30 protein-coding genes are annotated in these 15,718 nt (G+C 60.3%); all 30 read left to right on the forward strand.

Annotation, left to right across the window (positions count from 1 at the left end; all coding sequences use genetic code 11):
* The 30 genes from tuf to rpsD all read left to right on the forward strand — a co-directional run bounded on the left by tuf (position 1) and on the right by rpsD (position 15,685).
* Complete coding sequence (gene tuf / locus G552_RS0105170; protein WP_027881937.1) at positions 1 to 1,218, forward strand: elongation factor Tu; 1,218 nt, start codon at positions 1 to 3, stop codon at positions 1,216 to 1,218.
* 13 nt (positions 1,219 to 1,231) lie between these two features.
* A complete protein-coding gene (gene rpsJ, locus G552_RS0105175) occupies positions 1,232 to 1,546 on the forward strand; it encodes a 30S ribosomal protein S10 (RefSeq protein ID WP_027882066.1) in 315 nt (104 codons plus the stop codon).
* A complete protein-coding gene (rplC, locus tag G552_RS0105180) occupies positions 1,546 to 2,190 on the forward strand; it encodes a 50S ribosomal protein L3 (protein ID WP_027882067.1) in 645 nt (214 codons plus the stop codon). The genes rpsJ and rplC overlap by 1 nt, the downstream gene beginning before the upstream one ends.
* The gene (rplD, locus tag G552_RS0105185; RefSeq protein ID WP_027882068.1) at positions 2,190 to 2,810 is read left to right on the forward strand and encodes a 50S ribosomal protein L4; all 621 of its coding nucleotides are present in this window, start codon (positions 2,190 to 2,192) and stop codon (positions 2,808 to 2,810) included. Before rplC ends, rplD begins: the two co-directional genes overlap by 1 nt.
* Complete coding sequence (locus tag G552_RS0105190; protein ID WP_027882069.1) at positions 2,807 to 3,097, forward strand: 50S ribosomal protein L23; 291 nt, start codon at positions 2,807 to 2,809, stop codon at positions 3,095 to 3,097. Before rplD ends, G552_RS0105190 begins: the two co-directional genes overlap by 4 nt.
* A gap of 99 nt (positions 3,098 to 3,196) precedes the next feature.
* On the forward strand, positions 3,197 to 4,024 hold the full coding sequence (gene rplB, locus G552_RS0105195; RefSeq protein WP_027882070.1) for a 50S ribosomal protein L2: 828 nt from the start codon (positions 3,197 to 3,199) through the stop codon (positions 4,022 to 4,024).
* A 9-nt stretch (positions 4,025 to 4,033) separates the two neighbouring features.
* Positions 4,034 to 4,312 (forward strand): 30S ribosomal protein S19, encoded by a 279-nt coding sequence (gene rpsS / locus G552_RS0105200; RefSeq protein ID WP_027882071.1) that lies wholly within the window; start codon positions 4,034 to 4,036, stop codon positions 4,310 to 4,312.
* Positions 4,313 to 4,466: 154 nt separating this feature from the next.
* Positions 4,467 to 4,820: a 50S ribosomal protein L22 gene (gene rplV / locus G552_RS16720; protein WP_027882072.1), complete on the forward strand. Its 354-nt coding sequence runs from the start codon at positions 4,467 to 4,469 to the stop codon at positions 4,818 to 4,820.
* Positions 4,813 to 5,577: a 30S ribosomal protein S3 gene (rpsC, locus tag G552_RS0105210; protein WP_027882073.1), complete on the forward strand. Its 765-nt coding sequence runs from the start codon at positions 4,813 to 4,815 to the stop codon at positions 5,575 to 5,577. The genes rplV and rpsC overlap by 8 nt, the downstream gene beginning before the upstream one ends.
* A 3-nt stretch (positions 5,578 to 5,580) precedes the next feature.
* Entirely contained in the window at positions 5,581 to 6,006 is a 426-nt protein-coding gene (rplP, locus tag G552_RS0105215) for a 50S ribosomal protein L16 (RefSeq protein ID WP_027882074.1), read from the forward strand.
* Positions 5,984 to 6,199: a 50S ribosomal protein L29 gene (gene rpmC, locus G552_RS0105220; protein ID WP_027882075.1), complete on the forward strand. Its 216-nt coding sequence runs from the start codon at positions 5,984 to 5,986 to the stop codon at positions 6,197 to 6,199. Before rplP ends, rpmC begins: the two co-directional genes overlap by 23 nt.
* Positions 6,192 to 6,485: a 30S ribosomal protein S17 gene (rpsQ, locus tag G552_RS0105225; RefSeq protein ID WP_027882076.1), complete on the forward strand. Its 294-nt coding sequence runs from the start codon at positions 6,192 to 6,194 to the stop codon at positions 6,483 to 6,485. The genes rpmC and rpsQ overlap by 8 nt, the downstream gene beginning before the upstream one ends.
* A complete protein-coding gene (gene rplN / locus G552_RS0105230) occupies positions 6,482 to 6,850 on the forward strand; it encodes a 50S ribosomal protein L14 (RefSeq protein WP_027882077.1) in 369 nt (122 codons plus the stop codon). The genes rpsQ and rplN overlap by 4 nt, the downstream gene beginning before the upstream one ends.
* A gap of 275 nt (positions 6,851 to 7,125) precedes the next feature.
* Positions 7,126 to 7,461, forward strand: a complete 336-nt coding sequence (gene rplX, locus G552_RS0105235) for a 50S ribosomal protein L24 (protein ID WP_027882078.1) — start codon at positions 7,126 to 7,128, stop codon at positions 7,459 to 7,461.
* 11 nt (positions 7,462 to 7,472) lie between these two features.
* Positions 7,473 to 8,021, forward strand: coding sequence for a 50S ribosomal protein L5 (gene rplE / locus G552_RS0105240; RefSeq protein ID WP_027882079.1), 549 nt, complete (start codon positions 7,473 to 7,475; stop codon positions 8,019 to 8,021).
* Positions 8,022 to 8,042: 21 nt separating this feature from the next.
* The gene (gene rpsN / locus G552_RS0105245) at positions 8,043 to 8,312 is read left to right on the forward strand and encodes a 30S ribosomal protein S14 (RefSeq protein ID WP_027882080.1); all 270 of its coding nucleotides are present in this window, start codon (positions 8,043 to 8,045) and stop codon (positions 8,310 to 8,312) included.
* Positions 8,313 to 8,474: 162 nt separating this feature from the next.
* Positions 8,475 to 8,870 carry a 30S ribosomal protein S8 gene (gene rpsH / locus G552_RS0105250; protein WP_027882081.1) on the forward strand — a complete coding sequence of 132 codons (396 nt, stop codon included), beginning with the start codon at positions 8,475 to 8,477 and terminating at the stop codon, positions 8,868 to 8,870.
* 28 nt (positions 8,871 to 8,898) lie between these two features.
* On the forward strand, positions 8,899 to 9,438 hold the full coding sequence (gene rplF, locus G552_RS0105255; RefSeq protein WP_027882082.1) for a 50S ribosomal protein L6: 540 nt from the start codon (positions 8,899 to 8,901) through the stop codon (positions 9,436 to 9,438).
* 43 nt (positions 9,439 to 9,481) lie between these two features.
* A complete protein-coding gene (gene rplR / locus G552_RS0105260; RefSeq protein WP_027882083.1) occupies positions 9,482 to 9,820 on the forward strand; it encodes a 50S ribosomal protein L18 in 339 nt (112 codons plus the stop codon).
* A gap of 14 nt (positions 9,821 to 9,834) precedes the next feature.
* Positions 9,835 to 10,311 (forward strand): 30S ribosomal protein S5, encoded by a 477-nt coding sequence (gene rpsE, locus G552_RS0105265; RefSeq protein ID WP_027882084.1) that lies wholly within the window; start codon positions 9,835 to 9,837, stop codon positions 10,309 to 10,311.
* The gene (rpmD, locus tag G552_RS0105270) at positions 10,311 to 10,487 is read left to right on the forward strand and encodes a 50S ribosomal protein L30 (protein ID WP_027882085.1); all 177 of its coding nucleotides are present in this window, start codon (positions 10,311 to 10,313) and stop codon (positions 10,485 to 10,487) included. The genes rpsE and rpmD overlap by 1 nt, the downstream gene beginning before the upstream one ends.
* Positions 10,484 to 10,945 carry a 50S ribosomal protein L15 gene (rplO, locus tag G552_RS0105275; protein ID WP_027882086.1) on the forward strand — a complete coding sequence of 154 codons (462 nt, stop codon included), beginning with the start codon at positions 10,484 to 10,486 and terminating at the stop codon, positions 10,943 to 10,945. Before rpmD ends, rplO begins: the two co-directional genes overlap by 4 nt.
* 1 nt (position 10,946) lies before the next feature.
* Positions 10,947 to 12,269, forward strand: coding sequence for a preprotein translocase subunit SecY (gene secY, locus G552_RS0105280; protein WP_027882087.1), 1,323 nt, complete (start codon positions 10,947 to 10,949; stop codon positions 12,267 to 12,269).
* Between the two features lie 17 nt (positions 12,270 to 12,286).
* The gene (locus G552_RS0105285) at positions 12,287 to 12,859 is read left to right on the forward strand and encodes an adenylate kinase (protein WP_027882088.1); all 573 of its coding nucleotides are present in this window, start codon (positions 12,287 to 12,289) and stop codon (positions 12,857 to 12,859) included.
* Positions 12,860 to 12,862: 3 nt separating this feature from the next.
* Entirely contained in the window at positions 12,863 to 13,654 is a 792-nt protein-coding gene (gene map / locus G552_RS0105290; RefSeq protein ID WP_027882089.1) for a type I methionyl aminopeptidase, read from the forward strand.
* A 31-nt stretch (positions 13,655 to 13,685) separates the two neighbouring features.
* Positions 13,686 to 13,904 (forward strand): translation initiation factor IF-1, encoded by a 219-nt coding sequence (infA, locus tag G552_RS0105295; RefSeq protein ID WP_027882090.1) that lies wholly within the window; start codon positions 13,686 to 13,688, stop codon positions 13,902 to 13,904.
* A gap of 43 nt (positions 13,905 to 13,947) precedes the next feature.
* Entirely contained in the window at positions 13,948 to 14,061 is a 114-nt protein-coding gene (gene rpmJ / locus G552_RS15975) for a 50S ribosomal protein L36 (RefSeq protein ID WP_082827245.1), read from the forward strand.
* A 13-nt stretch (positions 14,062 to 14,074) separates the two neighbouring features.
* Complete coding sequence (gene rpsM / locus G552_RS0105300; RefSeq protein ID WP_027882091.1) at positions 14,075 to 14,455, forward strand: 30S ribosomal protein S13; 381 nt, start codon at positions 14,075 to 14,077, stop codon at positions 14,453 to 14,455.
* Positions 14,456 to 14,570: 115 nt separating this feature from the next.
* Positions 14,571 to 14,972, forward strand: coding sequence for a 30S ribosomal protein S11 (rpsK, locus tag G552_RS0105305; RefSeq protein WP_027882092.1), 402 nt, complete (start codon positions 14,571 to 14,573; stop codon positions 14,970 to 14,972).
* 95 nt (positions 14,973 to 15,067) lie between these two features.
* The gene (gene rpsD / locus G552_RS0105310) at positions 15,068 to 15,685 is read left to right on the forward strand and encodes a 30S ribosomal protein S4 (RefSeq protein ID WP_027882093.1); all 618 of its coding nucleotides are present in this window, start codon (positions 15,068 to 15,070) and stop codon (positions 15,683 to 15,685) included.
* Positions 15,686 to 15,718 lie beyond the last annotated feature (33 nt).

Here is a 15,718-nt window from a genome sequence, read left to right on the forward strand (position 1 = left end):
ATGGCGAAAGGCGTATTTGAGCGCACCAAACCCCACGTGAACGTGGGGACCATCGGACACGTAGACCACGGGAAGACCACCCTGACGGCGGCGATTACCTACGTAGCGGCGGCGGCCAACCCTAACGTGGAGGTACAGGCCTACGACCAGATCGATAAGGCGCCGGAGGAGAAGGCCCGGGGGATCACCATCAACACGGCCCACGTGGAGTACGAGACGGAGAAACGGCACTACTCCCACGTGGACTGCCCGGGGCACGCGGACTACGTGAAGAACATGATCACTGGGGCGGCCCAGATGGACGGGGCCATTCTGGTGGTTTCGGGGACCGACGGTCCCATGCCCCAGACCCGGGAGCACATTCTGCTGTCGCGGCAGGTGGGGGTGCCCTACATTGTGGTCTTCCTGAACAAGGTGGACATGGTGGATGACCCGGAGCTGTTGGACCTGGTGGAGATGGAGATTCGCGACCTTCTGAACCAGTACGAGTTTCCCGGGGATGAGACCCCCATCATCCGGGGCTCTGGGCTGAAGGCGCTGGAACACATGATGGCCAACCCCAAGACCCAGCGTGGGGAGAACGAGTGGGTGGATCGGATCTGGGAGCTTTTGGACGCCATTGACTCGTACATTCCCACGCCCCAACGGGATGTGGATAAGCCCTTTTTGATGCCGGTGGAGGACGTATTTACCATCACCGGACGGGGTACGGTGGCCACCGGGCGGATCGAGCGGGGCAAGATCAAGACCGGGGACGAGGTGGAGATCGTAGGCCTGCGCGAGACCCAGAAGACGGTGGTGACCGGGGTGGAGATGCACCGCAAGACCCTGACCGAGGGGATTGCTGGGGACAACGTAGGGCTGTTGCTGCGGGGGATTGGCCGGGAGGATGTGGAGCGGGGCCAGGTGCTGGCCAAGCCCGGTAGCGTGACGCCGCACACCAAGTTCGAGGCCTCGGTGTACGTGCTGAAGAAGGAAGAGGGGGGTCGGCACACCGGGTTTTTCACCAACTACCGGCCGCAGTTCTACTTCCGCACCACCGACGTGACCGGGGTGGTGCAGCTCCCGGAGGGCGTGGAGATGGTGATGCCGGGGGATAACGTGACCTTTACGGTGGAGCTCATCAAGCCCATCGCCATGGAGGAAGGTCTGCGCTTCGCCATTCGCGAAGGAGGCCGCACCGTAGGGGCTGGCGTGGTGTCCAAGATCATCGAGTAAGAGGAGGCCCTGAATGCCAAAGATTCGCATCAAACTTCGGGGTTTCGACCACAAGACCTTGGACGCCTCGGCGGCCAAGATTGTGGAAACCGCCCGTAAAAGCGGGGCCCAGGTGGCCGGCCCGGTGCCACTGCCGACCCGCATCCGTCGCTTCACCGTGCTGCGGGGCCCTTTCAAGCACAAGGACAGCCGGGAACACTTCGAGCTGCGTACCCATAACCGTCTGGTGGACATCTCTGATCCCACGCCCAAGACCATTGATGGGTTGCGCAACCTCGACCTGCCCACCGGGGTTGAGATCGAGCTGAAGATGGTAGGAGGCCGCTGATGAAGGGCATTCTGGGAACCAAGGTGGGCATGACCCAGATATGGAAGGGGGACAAGGCCGTACCGGTTACGGTAATCCTGGCGGGTCCTTGCCCGGTGGTGCAGCGCAAGACCGTGGAGAAAGACGGCTACCAAGCGGTTCAGCTGGGCTTCCTACCCCAGAAACCCCAGCGGGTTAACAAGCCTACCAAAGGGCACTTCGCAAAGGCTGGGGTAGAGCCCATGCGCTATCTGCGGGAATTGCGCGATTTCAACCCGGAGGGCGATACCGTGACGGTGGGTATCTTTAGCCCTGGAGAGATGGTGGATGTAACCGGAACCTCTAAAGGGCACGGCTTTACCGGGGTGATGAAGAAGTGGAATTTCGCCGGGGGTTACGACTCTCACGGCGCGCACAAGGTTCACCGTCATCCTGGCTCCATCGGTAACCGCAAGACGCCGGGCCGGGTGTTCAAAGGAAAGAAGATGGCGGGCCGCTGGGGCAATGAGCGCGTGACCATCCAGGGCCTCGAGGTGGTGGATGTGCTCGAGGGCGAGAACCTGATTCTGGTCAAAGGTTCGGTGCCCGGGGCCAACGGCAGCCTGGTGGTGGTGCGGCAGACCCGCAAAGTGCCGGCCATCAAGGCGGCAAAGGGAGGTAAGTGATGTATAGCCTTCCGGTCATTGGAAGCAATAAGACTGTGGAAGCTCATCTCCCCGAAAAGGTGAATGGTCACGTGCTTTATGAGGTGGTGCGCTGGCAACTGGCCTCGCGTCGCCGGGGTGCTGCCGCTACCAAGACCCGGGGTATGGTGAGCTTTACCACCAAGAAGATGTATGCCCAGAAACATACCGGTCGGGCCCGCCACGGCGATTACGGGGCCCCGATTTTTGTGGGGGGGGGTACGGTCTTTGGTCCCCAGCCCCGTGACTACAGCTACACCCTGCCCAAAAAGGTACGCAAGCTGGGCCTGGGTATGGCCCTGGCCGATCGGGCCCGGGAGGGCAAGCTCTTTCTGGTGGAAGAGTTTCAGGGGGTAAACGGCAAAACCAAGGAGTTTGTGGCCTGGCTCAAAGCCCACAACCTCGAGGGTTCTTCCATTTTGCTGGTCACCCGCGACGAGAAGGTGGCCCGTGCGGCCCGCAACCTGCCTAAGGTGCGGGTGTTGCCTCCCGAAGGGCTCAATGTCTACGACATTTTGCGCCAGGAAGCGCTGGTGATGGAGGCCAGTGCCTGGGAGGGTGTGCAGGCCCGGGTCGCTATGACGGGGGGTGAGGAGAGATGAAAACGCCCCATGACATCATCATTCAACCGGTTTTGTCGGAGAAGGCCTATGGTCGTTTCGCCGAAGGTGTCTATACCTTTTGGGTGCACCCCGAGGCCAGCAAAACCGAGATTGCCGGTGCGGTAGAGGCCGCCTTTAAGGTTAAGGTGGTGCAGGTCAATACCCAGAACGTACGAGGTAAGGACAAGCGCCTGGGCCGCTTTGCCGGTAAGCGCCCCGACCGCAAGAAGGCCATCGTGAAAGTGGCTCCCGGCCAGAAGATCGAAGCCCTGGAGGGTCTGATCTAGAGGTTCTCCTGCGCCCTCCTAAAAGACCGAGGCAAAGGGCAACATTCACTTGGAACCAGGGCAGCTCGGTCGGCCCGTATCAGGTGAGAGGAAAGAAAAATGGCAGTCAAAAAGTTCAAACCCTACACCCCATCGCGCCGTTTTATGACGGTAGCGGACTTCTCCGACCTAACCAAGAAGCGTCCGGAGAAGAGCCTTACCGTACCCTTGAAGAAGACGGGGGGGCGCAACAATCAAGGCCGCACCACCAGCCGCTTCATTTCCGGTGGGCATAAGCGGCTGTACCGCATCATCGATTTCCGCCGCCGCGATAAGGTGGGCATCCCTGCCCGGGTCGCCGCCATTGAGTACGACCCCAACCGTACCGCCCGCATCGCCCTGTTGTTCTACCGCGACGGGGAGAAGCGCTACATCCTGGCCCCGGATGGCTTGAGTGTGGGCAGCACCGTGGTGAGTGGGCCCGAGGCGCCCATTGCGGTGGGCAACGCTTTGCCCCTGCGCTTTATCCCAGTGGGTACGGTGATCCATGCCGTGGAACTCGAGCCCGGCAAGGGGGCCAAGATGGCCCGTAGTGCGGGCACCAGCACCCAGGTGCAAGGGCGCGAGGGCGATTACGTGGTGTTGCGGCTGCCCTCGGGCGAGCTGCGCAAAGTGCATGGGGAATGCTACGCCACCGTGGGCGTGGTTTCCAACGCCGACCACAAGAACATCGTTCTGGGTAAGGCGGGGCGTACCCGTTGGTTGGGCCGCAAGGGCCATGTGCGCGGTACGGCCATGAACCCGGTCGACCACCCGCACGGTGGGGGTGAGGGGCGCGCGCCGCGTGGTCGTCCGCCGGTCTCGCCCTGGGGGCAGCAGGCCAAGGGTCTCAAGACCCGCAAGAAGAAGAAGCCCTCGAGTGCGCTCATCGTGTCTCGTCGCAAATAGAGGTGAACTATGCCACGTAGTTTGAAAAAAGGAGTTTTTGTGGAAAGCCACCTGCTGGAAAAAGTCGAGGCGATGAACGCCAAAGGCGAAAAGCGGGTGATCAAGACCTGGAGCCGCCGCTCCACCATCGTGCCGGAGATGATTGGCCACACCCTGGCGGTTTACAACGGCAAACAGCATGTGCCGGTCTACATTACCGAGCAGATGGTGGGCCACAAGCTGGGTGAATTCTCGCCCACCCGCACCTACAAGGGTCACAGCCGCGAGGCCAAGACCGCCAAGAAGTAAGGGGTGAACGGTGGAAGCTAAGAAGCGTTTGAAAAAAGGAGAGCGCAGCGATATTCGCCGGGATGTGCGGGATGTGCACTACCCTGGCTCGGCGGGGCTGATTCGCTACGCCAGGCTCTCGTTGCGCCAGAGGGAAAAAGCGGTTAAGGATGAGGTGCCCCATACCTATGCCCGTGCCACTGCGCGCTACGTTCGTATGTCGCCGCGCAAGGTGCGTCGGGTGGTTGACTTGATCCGGGGCAAGAAGCTCGAGGAGGCCCGGGCCATCCTCAAGTACACCTCGCACCGCGCTGCCGAGGTGGTGGCCAAGGTGCTGGAATCGGCGGCGGCCAACGGTATCAACGACGACCGCAAGAACATGATCGAGGATCAAATTTACGTCAAGGCGGCTTATGTAGACGAAGGGCCAGCCCTCAAGCGGATGCTGCCTCGAGCCCGGGGAAGTGCCAACCTGATCAAGAAGCGTACCAGCCACATCACCATCATCGTGGGGGAGAAGAATGGGTAACAAGATCCATCCCATCGGATTGCGCCTGGGTATCACCCGCGAGTTTGAGTCGCGCTGGTACGCGGGCAAGAAGACCTACGCCAAGGCCTTGCAGGAGGACCTGCAAATTCGCGAGCTCATCGAGCAGGAGCTGCGGCCGGCTGGCCTAGCCCGCATCGATATTGAACGGGCTGCTGACAACATCGCCATCACGGTCTATGCAGCCAAGCCCGGGGTGGTGATTGGGCGTGGGGGCGAGACCATCAAACGTCTGCGCGAGACCTTGCAAAGTAAGTTTCCCGGAAAGACCGTGGCCTTGAACGTGCAGGAGGTGGGCAATCCCAATCTTTCCGCGCCTCTGGTGGCCCAGCGCGTGGCCGAGCAGATCGAGCGTCGCTTTGCGGTGCGCCGCAGCATCAAGCAGGCTGTACAGCGGGTGCGCGAGTCTGGGGCCCAGGGGGCCAAGATTGTGGTCTCCGGTCGCATCGGTGGGGCGGAGCAGGCCCGGGTGGAATGGGCGGCGGAGGGCCGGGTGCCCCTGCATACCCTGCGGGCCAACATCGACTACGGTACCGCTCGAGCCGAGACCACCTATGGCTCGTTGGGGGTCAAGGCCTACATCTTTATGGGCGAGGTCATCGGAGGGAAGAAGGTGGTGCCCGGTGCGGCACCTGCAGCCCGCCCGGCAGCACCTAAGCGCGAGCGTGAAGAGGGCAAGCCCCGCCGTCGCTCGGCGGTGCGCAAGGCTGGGGCTGCGGCCAAGGAGGGGGGCGAGTAAGCCATGTTGATGCCCAAGCGTATGAAATACCGCAAGGCCCATCGGGGTCGGATGCGGGGCACCACCAAAGGGGGCGATTACCTGGCCTTCGGCGAATGGGGCCTGGTGGCCATGGAACCAAGCTGGATTACCAGCCAGCAGATCGAGGCGGCCCGTGTGGCCATGGTGCGCCACTTCCGCCGTGGGGGCAAGATTTTCATCCGCATCTTCCCCGACAAGCCCTACACCAAGAAGCCCCTCGAGGTGCGGATGGGTAAGGGTAAGGGAAATGTAGAAGGCTACGTGGCGGTGGTGAAGCCGGGCCGGGTTATGTTTGAGGTCTCGGGGGTAACCGAGGAGCAAGCCCGCGAGGCGTTGCGCCTGGCTGGACACAAGCTGCCTATTCAGACCAAGGTGGTGAGACGCGATGCCTACGACGAAGCCCAGTGAGCTGCGCAAGCTAACGGTGCAGGAGCTGCAAAAGCGCGTTCAGGAAAGCAAAAAGCAGCTCATGGAACTGCGCTTTCAGGCCAGCATCGGCAAGTTGGACAAAAACCATCGGCTGACCGAACTTCGGCGCGAGATTGCCCGTATGCTGACCATTCTGGGCGAGAAAACCCGGGAAAGGAGTGGCCATGCCTAAAAAGGTTTTGACCGGGGTGGTGGTAAGCGACAAGGCCCAGAAAACCGTAACGGTGCTGGTCGAGCGCCAGATGCGCCATCCCCTGTACGGAAAGGTCATCAAGCGGTCTAAGAAGTACCTTGCCCACGACGAGAACGACCAGTACAAGCTGGGGGATGTGGTGGAGATTCGCGAGGCAAGGCCAGTATCCAAGAGAAAAAAGTTTGTGGTAGTGGGGCGGCTCGAGGAAGGTCGCATGGACCTGGTCGAGCGCTACCTGCTGCGCAAGGAGCGTGGTAAAGCGTGATTCAGCAAGAAACCGTGCTGGATGTCGCCGACAACACCGGGGCGCGTAAGATAGCCTGCATCCGCGTACTGGGGGGGCACTACCGCAAGTATGCCAGCGTGGGCGATGTGATTGTGGCCTCGGTGAAGGAAGCCATTCCCCGGGGAATGGTTAAGGAAGGGGATGTGGTCAAGGCAGTGGTGGTGCGTACAGCCAAGGAAATTCGCCGGCCAGATGGCTCCTCTATCCGCTTCGACAGCAACGCCGCAGTGATCATCAACCCCCAGAACGAGCCCAGGGGCACCCGTGTTTTCGGCCCGGTAGCCCGTGAGCTGCGCGAGCGCGGTTTTATGAAGATCGTCTCGCTGGCGCCTGAGGTGCTCTGACGGCCCTAAAGCAGCCTTGGAGGGATCGAGATGGCCCTTGCCCGGCAGACCAAGTTCCAGCAGGGCAGGGTGGGAAAACAGGGTGCGGGTTCTTGCCGTAGGCAAGTGCTCCGATGCACAAAAGGCCTCCTGGGGTCTTTTGTCCCGCACCCAGCTTGGCGGCTATGGCCGGCAAGACTCAAACAAGCGGATGCTTTTTGGGGCGGATTCTGCTACACTTTTCATTTGGTGTCTTGGGATGGGCTATTTCGGCCCCAAAAGGCAAAATCGGAGGAGTGATGCCTAAAGTACACGTCAAAAAAGGGGATACGGTAGTGGTTCTTTCCGGGAAGGAAGGCTTGCGTGGCGCGACCGGAAAGATTAAAGCAGTGATGCCCAAGGAGGGCCTGGTGGTGGTCGAAGGGCTGAACATGATCAAGCGAGCGGTGCGGCCCAACCCCCGCAACCCCCAGGGGGGCTTCATCGAGAGCGAGGCACCGATTCACGCCTCGAAGGTTATGCCCATCTGCCCAAGCTGCGAAAAGCCGACCCGTATTCGCAAGAAGTTGCTGCCCGATGGCACTAAGGTGCGTGCCTGTGCCAAGTGCGGCGGCGTTCTGGATACCAAGTAAGGGGGTTGAAGATGCCACTGGAAGTTGCCCTCAAAAGACGCTACCTCGAGGAAATCCGCCCCGAGTTGATGAAGCGTTTTGGCTACGACAACGTTATGGCGGTGCCCCGCCTGGTCAAGATTGTAGTCAACCAGGGGTTGGGTGAGGCCAAAGACGACAGCCGGATTCTGGAGAAAGCCGGCAAGGAGCTCGCGGTGATCACCGGTCAGCAGCCGGCCATCACCCGGGCCAAAAAGTCTATCTCTAACTTCAAGTTGCGCCAGGGAATGCCCATTGGGCTACGGGTGACCTTGCGGGGAGATCGCATGTGGATTTTTGCTGAGAAACTCATTCACATCGCTCTCCCGCGCATCCGCGATTTCCGCGGGCTTAACCCCAATTCCTTCGATGGCCGCGGCAACTACAACCTGGGTCTACGCGAGCAAGCCATCTTTCCCGAGATCACCTACGACATGGTGGACGCGGTGCGAGGGATGGATATCGCGGTAGTTACCACGGCTAAGACCGACGAAGAAGCCAAGGCGCTTTTGGAGCTATTGGGTTTTCCCTTCCGCAAGTAGAGCTAGAAAGGAGGTGAACGCATGGCTAAGAAGTCACAGGTGGAGAAAATGAAGCGCAAACTCAAGACCATGGCCAAGTACGCGGCTAAGCGGGCGGCGCTTAAGGCCGCTGGCGATTACGCGGCTTTGGCAGAGCTGCCTCGCGATGCCAGCCCTACCCGCCACAAAAACCGTTGTGCGGTGACGGGACGAGCCCGGGCGTACATTCGCTACTTTGGTCTGTCGCGTTTGCAGTTCCGCGAGATGGCTCACAAGGGGCAACTGCCTGGGGTTAAGAAGGCCAGCTGGTGAGGGGTGCTGTAGGTCGGTAAGTTTTTACCGATACCGCGGCGCCAGTTCTCGAGCGCGCTCTGGTGGATGTTCTGGGCTGGCAGGTTGGTCGGTTTGACCAAGACCGGGCTCCGCAAACCTCCAAGGCAAAACAGAGCCGCTTGAAAAGAAGGAGATTCCGCAATGCTTAGTGATCCAATTGCTGACATGCTGACCCGGATTCGTAACGGGGTCCAGGTCTACAAGGAGAGCGTGGATGTGCCTGCTTCCAAGTTCAAGCAGCAAATTGCCGCCATCCTTGTCAAGGAAGGTTTTCTGAAGGGAGTGGAGCAGGTAGAAGTGGATGGCAAGCCCTTTTTGCGCCTGTTCCTCAAGTATGGCCCTCGCCGCGAGCAGGTCATTCAGCATATCCAACGGGTGAGCCGCCCCGGCCGTCGGGTCTATGTGACGGCCGAGAACCTCCCCAATGTGCGCCGGGGTTTGGGCCTAGCCATCATCTCGACCTCTAAGGGGCTCATGCCCGACCGCGAGGCCCGCAAACTGGGCGTAGGCGGTGAGGTAATCTGCGAGGTGTGGTAGCCCCTCGTGCCTAGGTAAGGAGAAAGCCATGTCCCGAATTGGAAGACAACCCATTCCTTTGCCCAAAGGCGTGACCGTGGATGTAGCTGCGGGATACGTCAAGGTCAAGGGCGCCAAGGGCGAGCTGACCGTACCGCTGCCTGCTGACTTTACCGTGAAGAACGAGAACGGCAGCATCGTGGTGAGCCGCCCTTCTGACAGCCGCACCCACAAGAGCCTGCACGGCCTTACCCGTACCCTGATTGCCAATGCGATTCAGGGCGTCTCGGCGGGGTATGTAAAAGAAATGATCATCAGCGGCACCGGTTACCGTGCAGCCTTGCAGGGTAAGAACCTCGAGCTCACCGTGGGCCATAGCCACAAGGATATCGTCACCCCTCCTCCCGGTATCACCTTTGAGGTGCCTGAGCCTACCAAGATACGGGTGATTGGGATTGATAAGCAGTTGGTAGGGCAGGTAGCCGCCAATGTGCGGGCTGTGCGTCCGCCCGATGCCTACCACGCTAAGGGCATCCGCTACGCCAACGAGGTGGTCAAGACCAAGCCAGGCAAGGCTGCCGGTAAGTAAGTGTAGCCCCGTCGGTATGGGGTTTGTTTAGGAAGGAGAAGTTGTGGCACGTTTGTCCACCAAAGACCGCCGCAAGTTCCGGGTACGCAATGCCGTCAAGGCCTCGGGGCGCCTGCGTCTTAGCGTTCACCGCAGCTTGCAGCATATCTACGCGCAAATCATCGACGATAGCAAAGGCCATACCCTGGCGGCTGTCTCGAGCAAATCCCTCAAGCTCTCGGGGAACAAAACCGAGATAGCCAAAAAGGTGGGGCTGGCCATTGCCGAGGTGGCCAAAGCCAAGGGGATTACCCAGGTGGTTTTCGACCGGGGCCCCTTTAAGTACCACGGGCGGGTGAAGGCCCTGGCCGAGGGAGCCCGTGAAGGGGGACTGGAGTTCTAGCCTAAGGAGCCAACATGCCTGAGACCGATTTTGAAGAGAAGATGATCTTCGTGCGCCGCACCTCCAAAACCTACCAAGGAGGCCGCCGCTTCCGCTTTGGGGCCTTAGTGGCTGTGGGTGACCGGCAGGGCCGGGTGGGCCTGGGCCTGGGAAAGGCCAAAGAGGTTCCCATGGCGGTGCAGAAAGCCAACAACTACGCTCGGCGCGACATGATCGAGGTGCCCTTGCACAATGGCACCATTCCTCACGAGATCAGCGTGACCTGGGGTTCCTCCACCATTCTGTTGCGGCCTGCGGCCCCGGGAACCGGGGTAATCGCGGGGAAGGTGCCCCGGGCTATCCTCGAGCTGGCCGGCATCACCGACATCCTGACCAAGGAGTTGGGCTCGCGCAACCCGGTCAATATCGCCTATGCCACCATGGAAGCCTTGCGCCAACTCCAGACCTGGGACGATGTCAAGCGCTTACGCAAAGGTGAGGAGGTGGCCTAATGGCGACCATCAAGGTTCGGCTGGTCAAAAGCCCCATCGGCTACCCTAAAGACCAAAAAGCCGCGCTCAAGGTTCTGGGGCTGACCAAGATGCACCGTGTGCGCGAGGTGCAGGACAACCCGGCCATGCGGGGCCAGATTCGCAAGGTGGCCCACCTGGTGGAGGTGCTGGAATGAAACTGAGTGATATTCGTCCTAATCTAGGGGCTAATAAGCGCCATAAGCGGGTGGGCCGTGGCCCTGGTTCGGGCCATGGTAAAACCGCCGGGCGGGGGCACAAAGGGCAGAAATCCCGCTCGGGTGGAGTGAAGAACCCGGCCCGCTTTGAAGGGGGGCGCTCTACCCTGTTGATGCGCCTGCCCAAGCGGGGTATGAAAGGCCAGTCCCACGGCGAGCTTAAGCGGGTGGAGTACCAGGTGGTGAATCTGGGGGCCATCGCCAAGCACTTCACCTCGGGTGAGGTGGGGCCTGAGGCCCTGGCTCAAGCCGGTTTGGTGCGCCCGGGGTATCCGGTTAAGGTGCTGGCCATGGGGCAGGCTGCGGGTTTGAAAATCCACGCCCATAAGTTCTCCCAGGCAGCCATCGAGAAACTCAAGGCGGCGGGCGGCGAAGCGGTTGTGCTCGAGGAGGCCTAAGGTGCTCGCGGCCTTCCGTTCCGCCATCACCATCCCCGAGCTGCGTAAGCGCATCCTGTTTACGCTCTTGGTGCTGGCGTTGTACCGCCTGGGTACCTTCATTCCCACCCCTGGGGTGGACATCAGCAAGATTCGTGAGTTTTTGGGTACCCAGGCGGGCAGTGCCCTGGGCTTGGTCAACCTGTTTTCCGGGGGCAATTTCGAGCAGTTTTCGATTTTTGCTCTGGGCATCATGCCCTACATCACCGCTGCCATCATCATGCAGCTTCTGGTAACGGTTATTCCGGCTCTGGAGAAGCTGCAAAAAGAAGGGGAAGAAGGCCGCCGCATCATCACCCAGTACACCCGTATTGCCGGTATCGCCTTGGGGGCGGTGCAGGGGTTGTTCCTAGCCACCGCTTTTCTGGGTTCCAACAATGGGGCCTTCCTGCTGCCGGGATGGGAGCCGGGCTTCTTTTTTTACTTCGTGGTGGTGGTGACCCAGGTCGCTGGCATCGCCTTGTTGTTGTGGATGGCTGAGCGCATCACTGAATACGGTATCGGCAACGGTACCAGTATGGTGATTTTTGCTGGCATAGTGGCCTCTTGGTTGCCCCAGTTGGGCCGCACCTTTGGCCTGGTGCGTACCGGCGAGGTCAACCTGATCGCCTTGATTCTCTTCCTGGTCTTTATCGTGCTCTCCTTTGCCTTTATGGCCGCGGTACAGCAAGCAGAGCGGCGCATTCCGGTGCAGTACGCCCGTAAGCAGGTAGGGCGCAAGATGTTCGGGGGACAGGCCACCTATATTCCCATCAAGCTAAACGCCGCGGGGGTTATTCCCATCATCTTTGCCGCGGCACTGTTGCAGCTTCCGCTCTTTATTACCGGGGTTTTCCCCGACTCGCCGGTGGCTCAGGGGGTCGCCAACTTCTTTACGCCCAACCGCTTTCCTGGTCTGCTTATCGAGGTATTGCTGATCATTGGCTTTACCTACGTCTACACTGCAGTGCAGTTCGACCCGCGGCGCATCTCGGAGAATCTGCGTGAGTATGGTGGATTTATTCCGGGTATCCGCCCAGGTGATCCCACGGTTAAGTTCCTCGAGCACATCGTCTCCCGCCTGACCCTGTGGGGGGCTATCTTCCTGGGGATTGTGGCCGCGCTGCCCACCATCATGCAAAACCTAACCGGGGTGACCACCCTGGCCTTCCACTTCTCCGGCATCAGCCTCTTGATCGTGGTGGGGGTCTCCCTGGATACCCTGCGGCAGATTGAGGCCCAGCTACAGATGCGCAATTACGAGGGCTTCCTGACCAAGGGCCGCTTGCGGGGTCGTACCCGCTAGAAAGAAGGAGGCGTCATATGGCAGAGGCGGTAATCTTCCTGGGCCCACCGGGGGCGGGTAAGGGTACCCAGGCCAAGCGCCTGGCTTCCGAGCTGGGCTTTAAGCAGCTTTCTACCGGCGATATTCTGCGTAGTCATGTAGCCCGGGGCACCGAGCTGGGCCGGCTGGCTAAGCCCCTTATGGATGCGGGTAAACTGGTTCCCGACGAAATCATTTTGGGATTAATTGGAGAGGAGCTGGTTGCCATGCCCGACCCCAAGGTGATTTTTGATGGTTTTCCCCGCACCTTGGCCCAGGCCGAGGCCCTGGATAGGCTTTTGCAGGAGCGGGGCATCCGCCTGCTGGGCGTGCTGCTGGTGACCGCCCCACAAGAGGAACTGGTGCGCCGCTTGTTGGGACGGGCCCAGCAGGAAGGCCGCTCGGACGACAACGAGGAAACCATCCGGGCCCGCATGGTGGAATACCAGCAGAAAACCCAGCCGCTAGTGGACTACTACGCCCGCACCGGCAGCCTGAGGGCGATCAACGGGCTGGGCTCGGTGGACCAGGTCTACCAAGCCATCCAGGAAGCCCTGGGGGTTCGCGCATAACCCATGGCCATTTACATCAAGTCGCCCTGGGAAATCGAGAAGATGGCCAAAACCGGCCAACTTCACAGCCAGATTTTTGCCCAGATAGAGCCCCACATTCGCCCTGGGGTGAGTACCTATGAGCTTGACCAGATGATCCTCGAGGCCATCCACCAGGTGGGGGGCAAGGCGCCGCAGATCGGCTACCGGGCTGGGGGACAGGTGCCCTACCCCAGTGCGACATGCATGTCGGTGGATGATGTGGTGGTGCATGGTTTCCCCTCCAAGCGTCCCCTGCGGGAAGGCCAGCTTTTGAAGATCGATTTCCTTTTTACCTACGATGGCTACACCACCGATATGGCCCGTACCTACGCCATCGGTAAGGTCTCTCCCGAGGCCGAGAGGTTGATGCGGGTAACGGAAGAGGCCTTTTGGGTGGGCCTGGAGCTCTTGCAACCGGGTAAGCGCATCGGCGATGTGGCCGCTATGGTGCAGGACTTTGTGGAGCGGCAGCACGGGCTGTGGTGCATTCGCGAGATGGTGGGCCATGGGGTGGGGCGCGAGCTGCACGAAGACCCGCAGGTGCCCAACTATGGCGAGCCTGGCAAAGGCCCCAAGCTGCGCCCGGGAATGACCCTGGCTTTCGAGCCCATGGTTGCTTTATACCCGGCTAAGATGGTAATATTGGCGGATGGTTGGACCGCCACGGTTGGTAAAGGCAACCTGGCAGCCCACTACGAAAACACGGTGCTGATTACCGAATCTGGCCCTCGCCTCCTGACGGGGAGCCAGAAATCTGTGCCGGCGAGGCCTTAGCACCAGGATTCGAGCGGCTAGGAGGAGCGGCTTGGCGAAAGAGAAGGATACAATTCGCGCCGAAGGGGTGATCACCGAGGCCCTGCCCAACACCACTTTTCGGGTTCAGCTCGATAATGGGCCCGAGATTCTGTGCTATATCTCTGGCAAGATGCGCATGAACTATATCCGCATTCTGCCCGGAGACCGAGTGGTGGTGGAGATAACCCCGTATGACCCCAGCCGGGGGAGGATTGTCTACCGCAGGTAGGGCGGGTTTGGCAGAGAAGCCTCTAGAGTTGGAGGAGCGACCCATGAAAGTACGTACCTCAGTCAAGAAAATGTGCGATAAGTGCAAGGTTATCCGGCGCCACGGGCGCGTGTACGTGATCTGCGAGGACCCGACCCACAAACAGCGTCAGGGCTGAAAGGAGGTGAACAATGGCTCGAATCTCTGGTGTGGAAATTCCCCGTAACAAGCGGGTGGATGTTGCGCTGACCTACATTTACGGGGTGGGCCTGGCCAGGGCCAAGGAAGCTTTGGCGGCCACCAACGTAAACCCAGCTACCCGCGTTAAGGACCTGACCGAGGCTGAAGTAGCCCGTCTGCGCGAGTTCATCGAGAACACCTATAAGCTCGAGGGCGAGTTGCGGGCTGAAGTAGCGGCCAACATCAAGCGCTTGATGGATATCGGATGCTACCGTGGTCTGCGCCACCGCCGTGGCCTGCCGGTGCGCGGTCAGCGTACCCGTACCAACGCCCGTACCCGCAAAGGCCCCCGCAAGACCGTGGCTGGTAAGAAGAAGGCCCCCCGGAAGTAAACCCCAAGTGCAAAGCTGGAATGTGGATGCGGCTATAGCGCATCGGATGCACGCCAGTTGAGACTCCTGGAAGCGCCCACCCCCCATTTTTGCCTGGGCATATCGCGAGGAGAGTATGGCTGAGAAGAAAGCTACGAGCAGTCGCAAAAAGAAGGTTAAGCGCCAGGTCCCAACCGGGCGGGCGTTTATCCATGCTTCCTACAACAACACCATCGTGACCATTACCGACCCCGATGGACACCCCGTGACCTGGTCGTCGGGTGGGGTGATCGGTTACAAGGGCAGCCGCAAAGGCACCCCCTACGCCGCCCAGCTAGCTGCCATGGATGCGGCTAAAAAGGCGCAGGCCTTTGGCATGAATAGCGTGGACGTGGTGGTTCGTGGTACCGGTGCGGGTCGCGAGCAAGCCATCCGGGCCCTGCAGGCTAGCGGCCTCCAGGTACGTTCGATTGTGGATGACACGCCAGTGCCCCACAACGGCTGCCGCCCGCGCAAGAAGTTCCGTAAAACCGCCTAAGCCCTTTTTGCTGGGGTGAAACTTTGGTTCCCTGCTTCACCCCCTAACCTTGGGAACCCGGAGGAGCAGTCCCTTCCCCCGATAGGAGAAACGATATGGGTCGTTATAGAGGACCGATTGTAAAAGTGGCGCGTCACCTTGGGGTGAACATCGCCGAGACCGAGAAAGTACAGAAGTATCTCGATCGCCGCCCGTATGCGCCGGGCCAGCATGGGCAGAAGCGCAAGGGGCGTCCGTCGGACTATGCGGTGCGTCTGCGGGAAAAACAGAAGCTACGCTTCATCTACGACGTTTCCGAGACCCAGTTCCGCAACCTCTTTGAGGAAGCCAGCCGCAAGAAGGGCGTGACCGGTACGGTGTTTTTGCAGCTCTTGGAGAGCCGCTTGGACAACGTGGTCTTCCGCATGGGCATTGCCTCGACCCGCCGCCAGGCACGCCAGTTTGTGCGGCATGGCCACATTCTGGTCAATGGTCGCCGGATTACCGTGCCTGGCTACCGGTTGCGTCCGGGCGATGAGGTCAGGGTCTCGGAGAGGGCCAAGAAGATGGATTTCATTGTGCAAAACGTCGAGCGTTTCAAGAACCGTAAAGCCTTCCCTTGGCTCGAGTTCAACGCCGACACCATGACGGGGCGCTTCCTGCGCCTGCCCGAGCGGGAGATGCTCTCACTGCCGGTGAATGAGCAGCTGGTAATCGAGTTCTACTCCCGCTAGGCCGCCAAGAGCCATTGGCCCAACTGTTATTGG

It is taken from the genome of Meiothermus rufus DSM 22234, assembly GCF_000423425.1.
Taxonomy (GTDB): domain Bacteria; phylum Deinococcota; class Deinococci; order Deinococcales; family Thermaceae; genus Meiothermus; species Meiothermus rufus.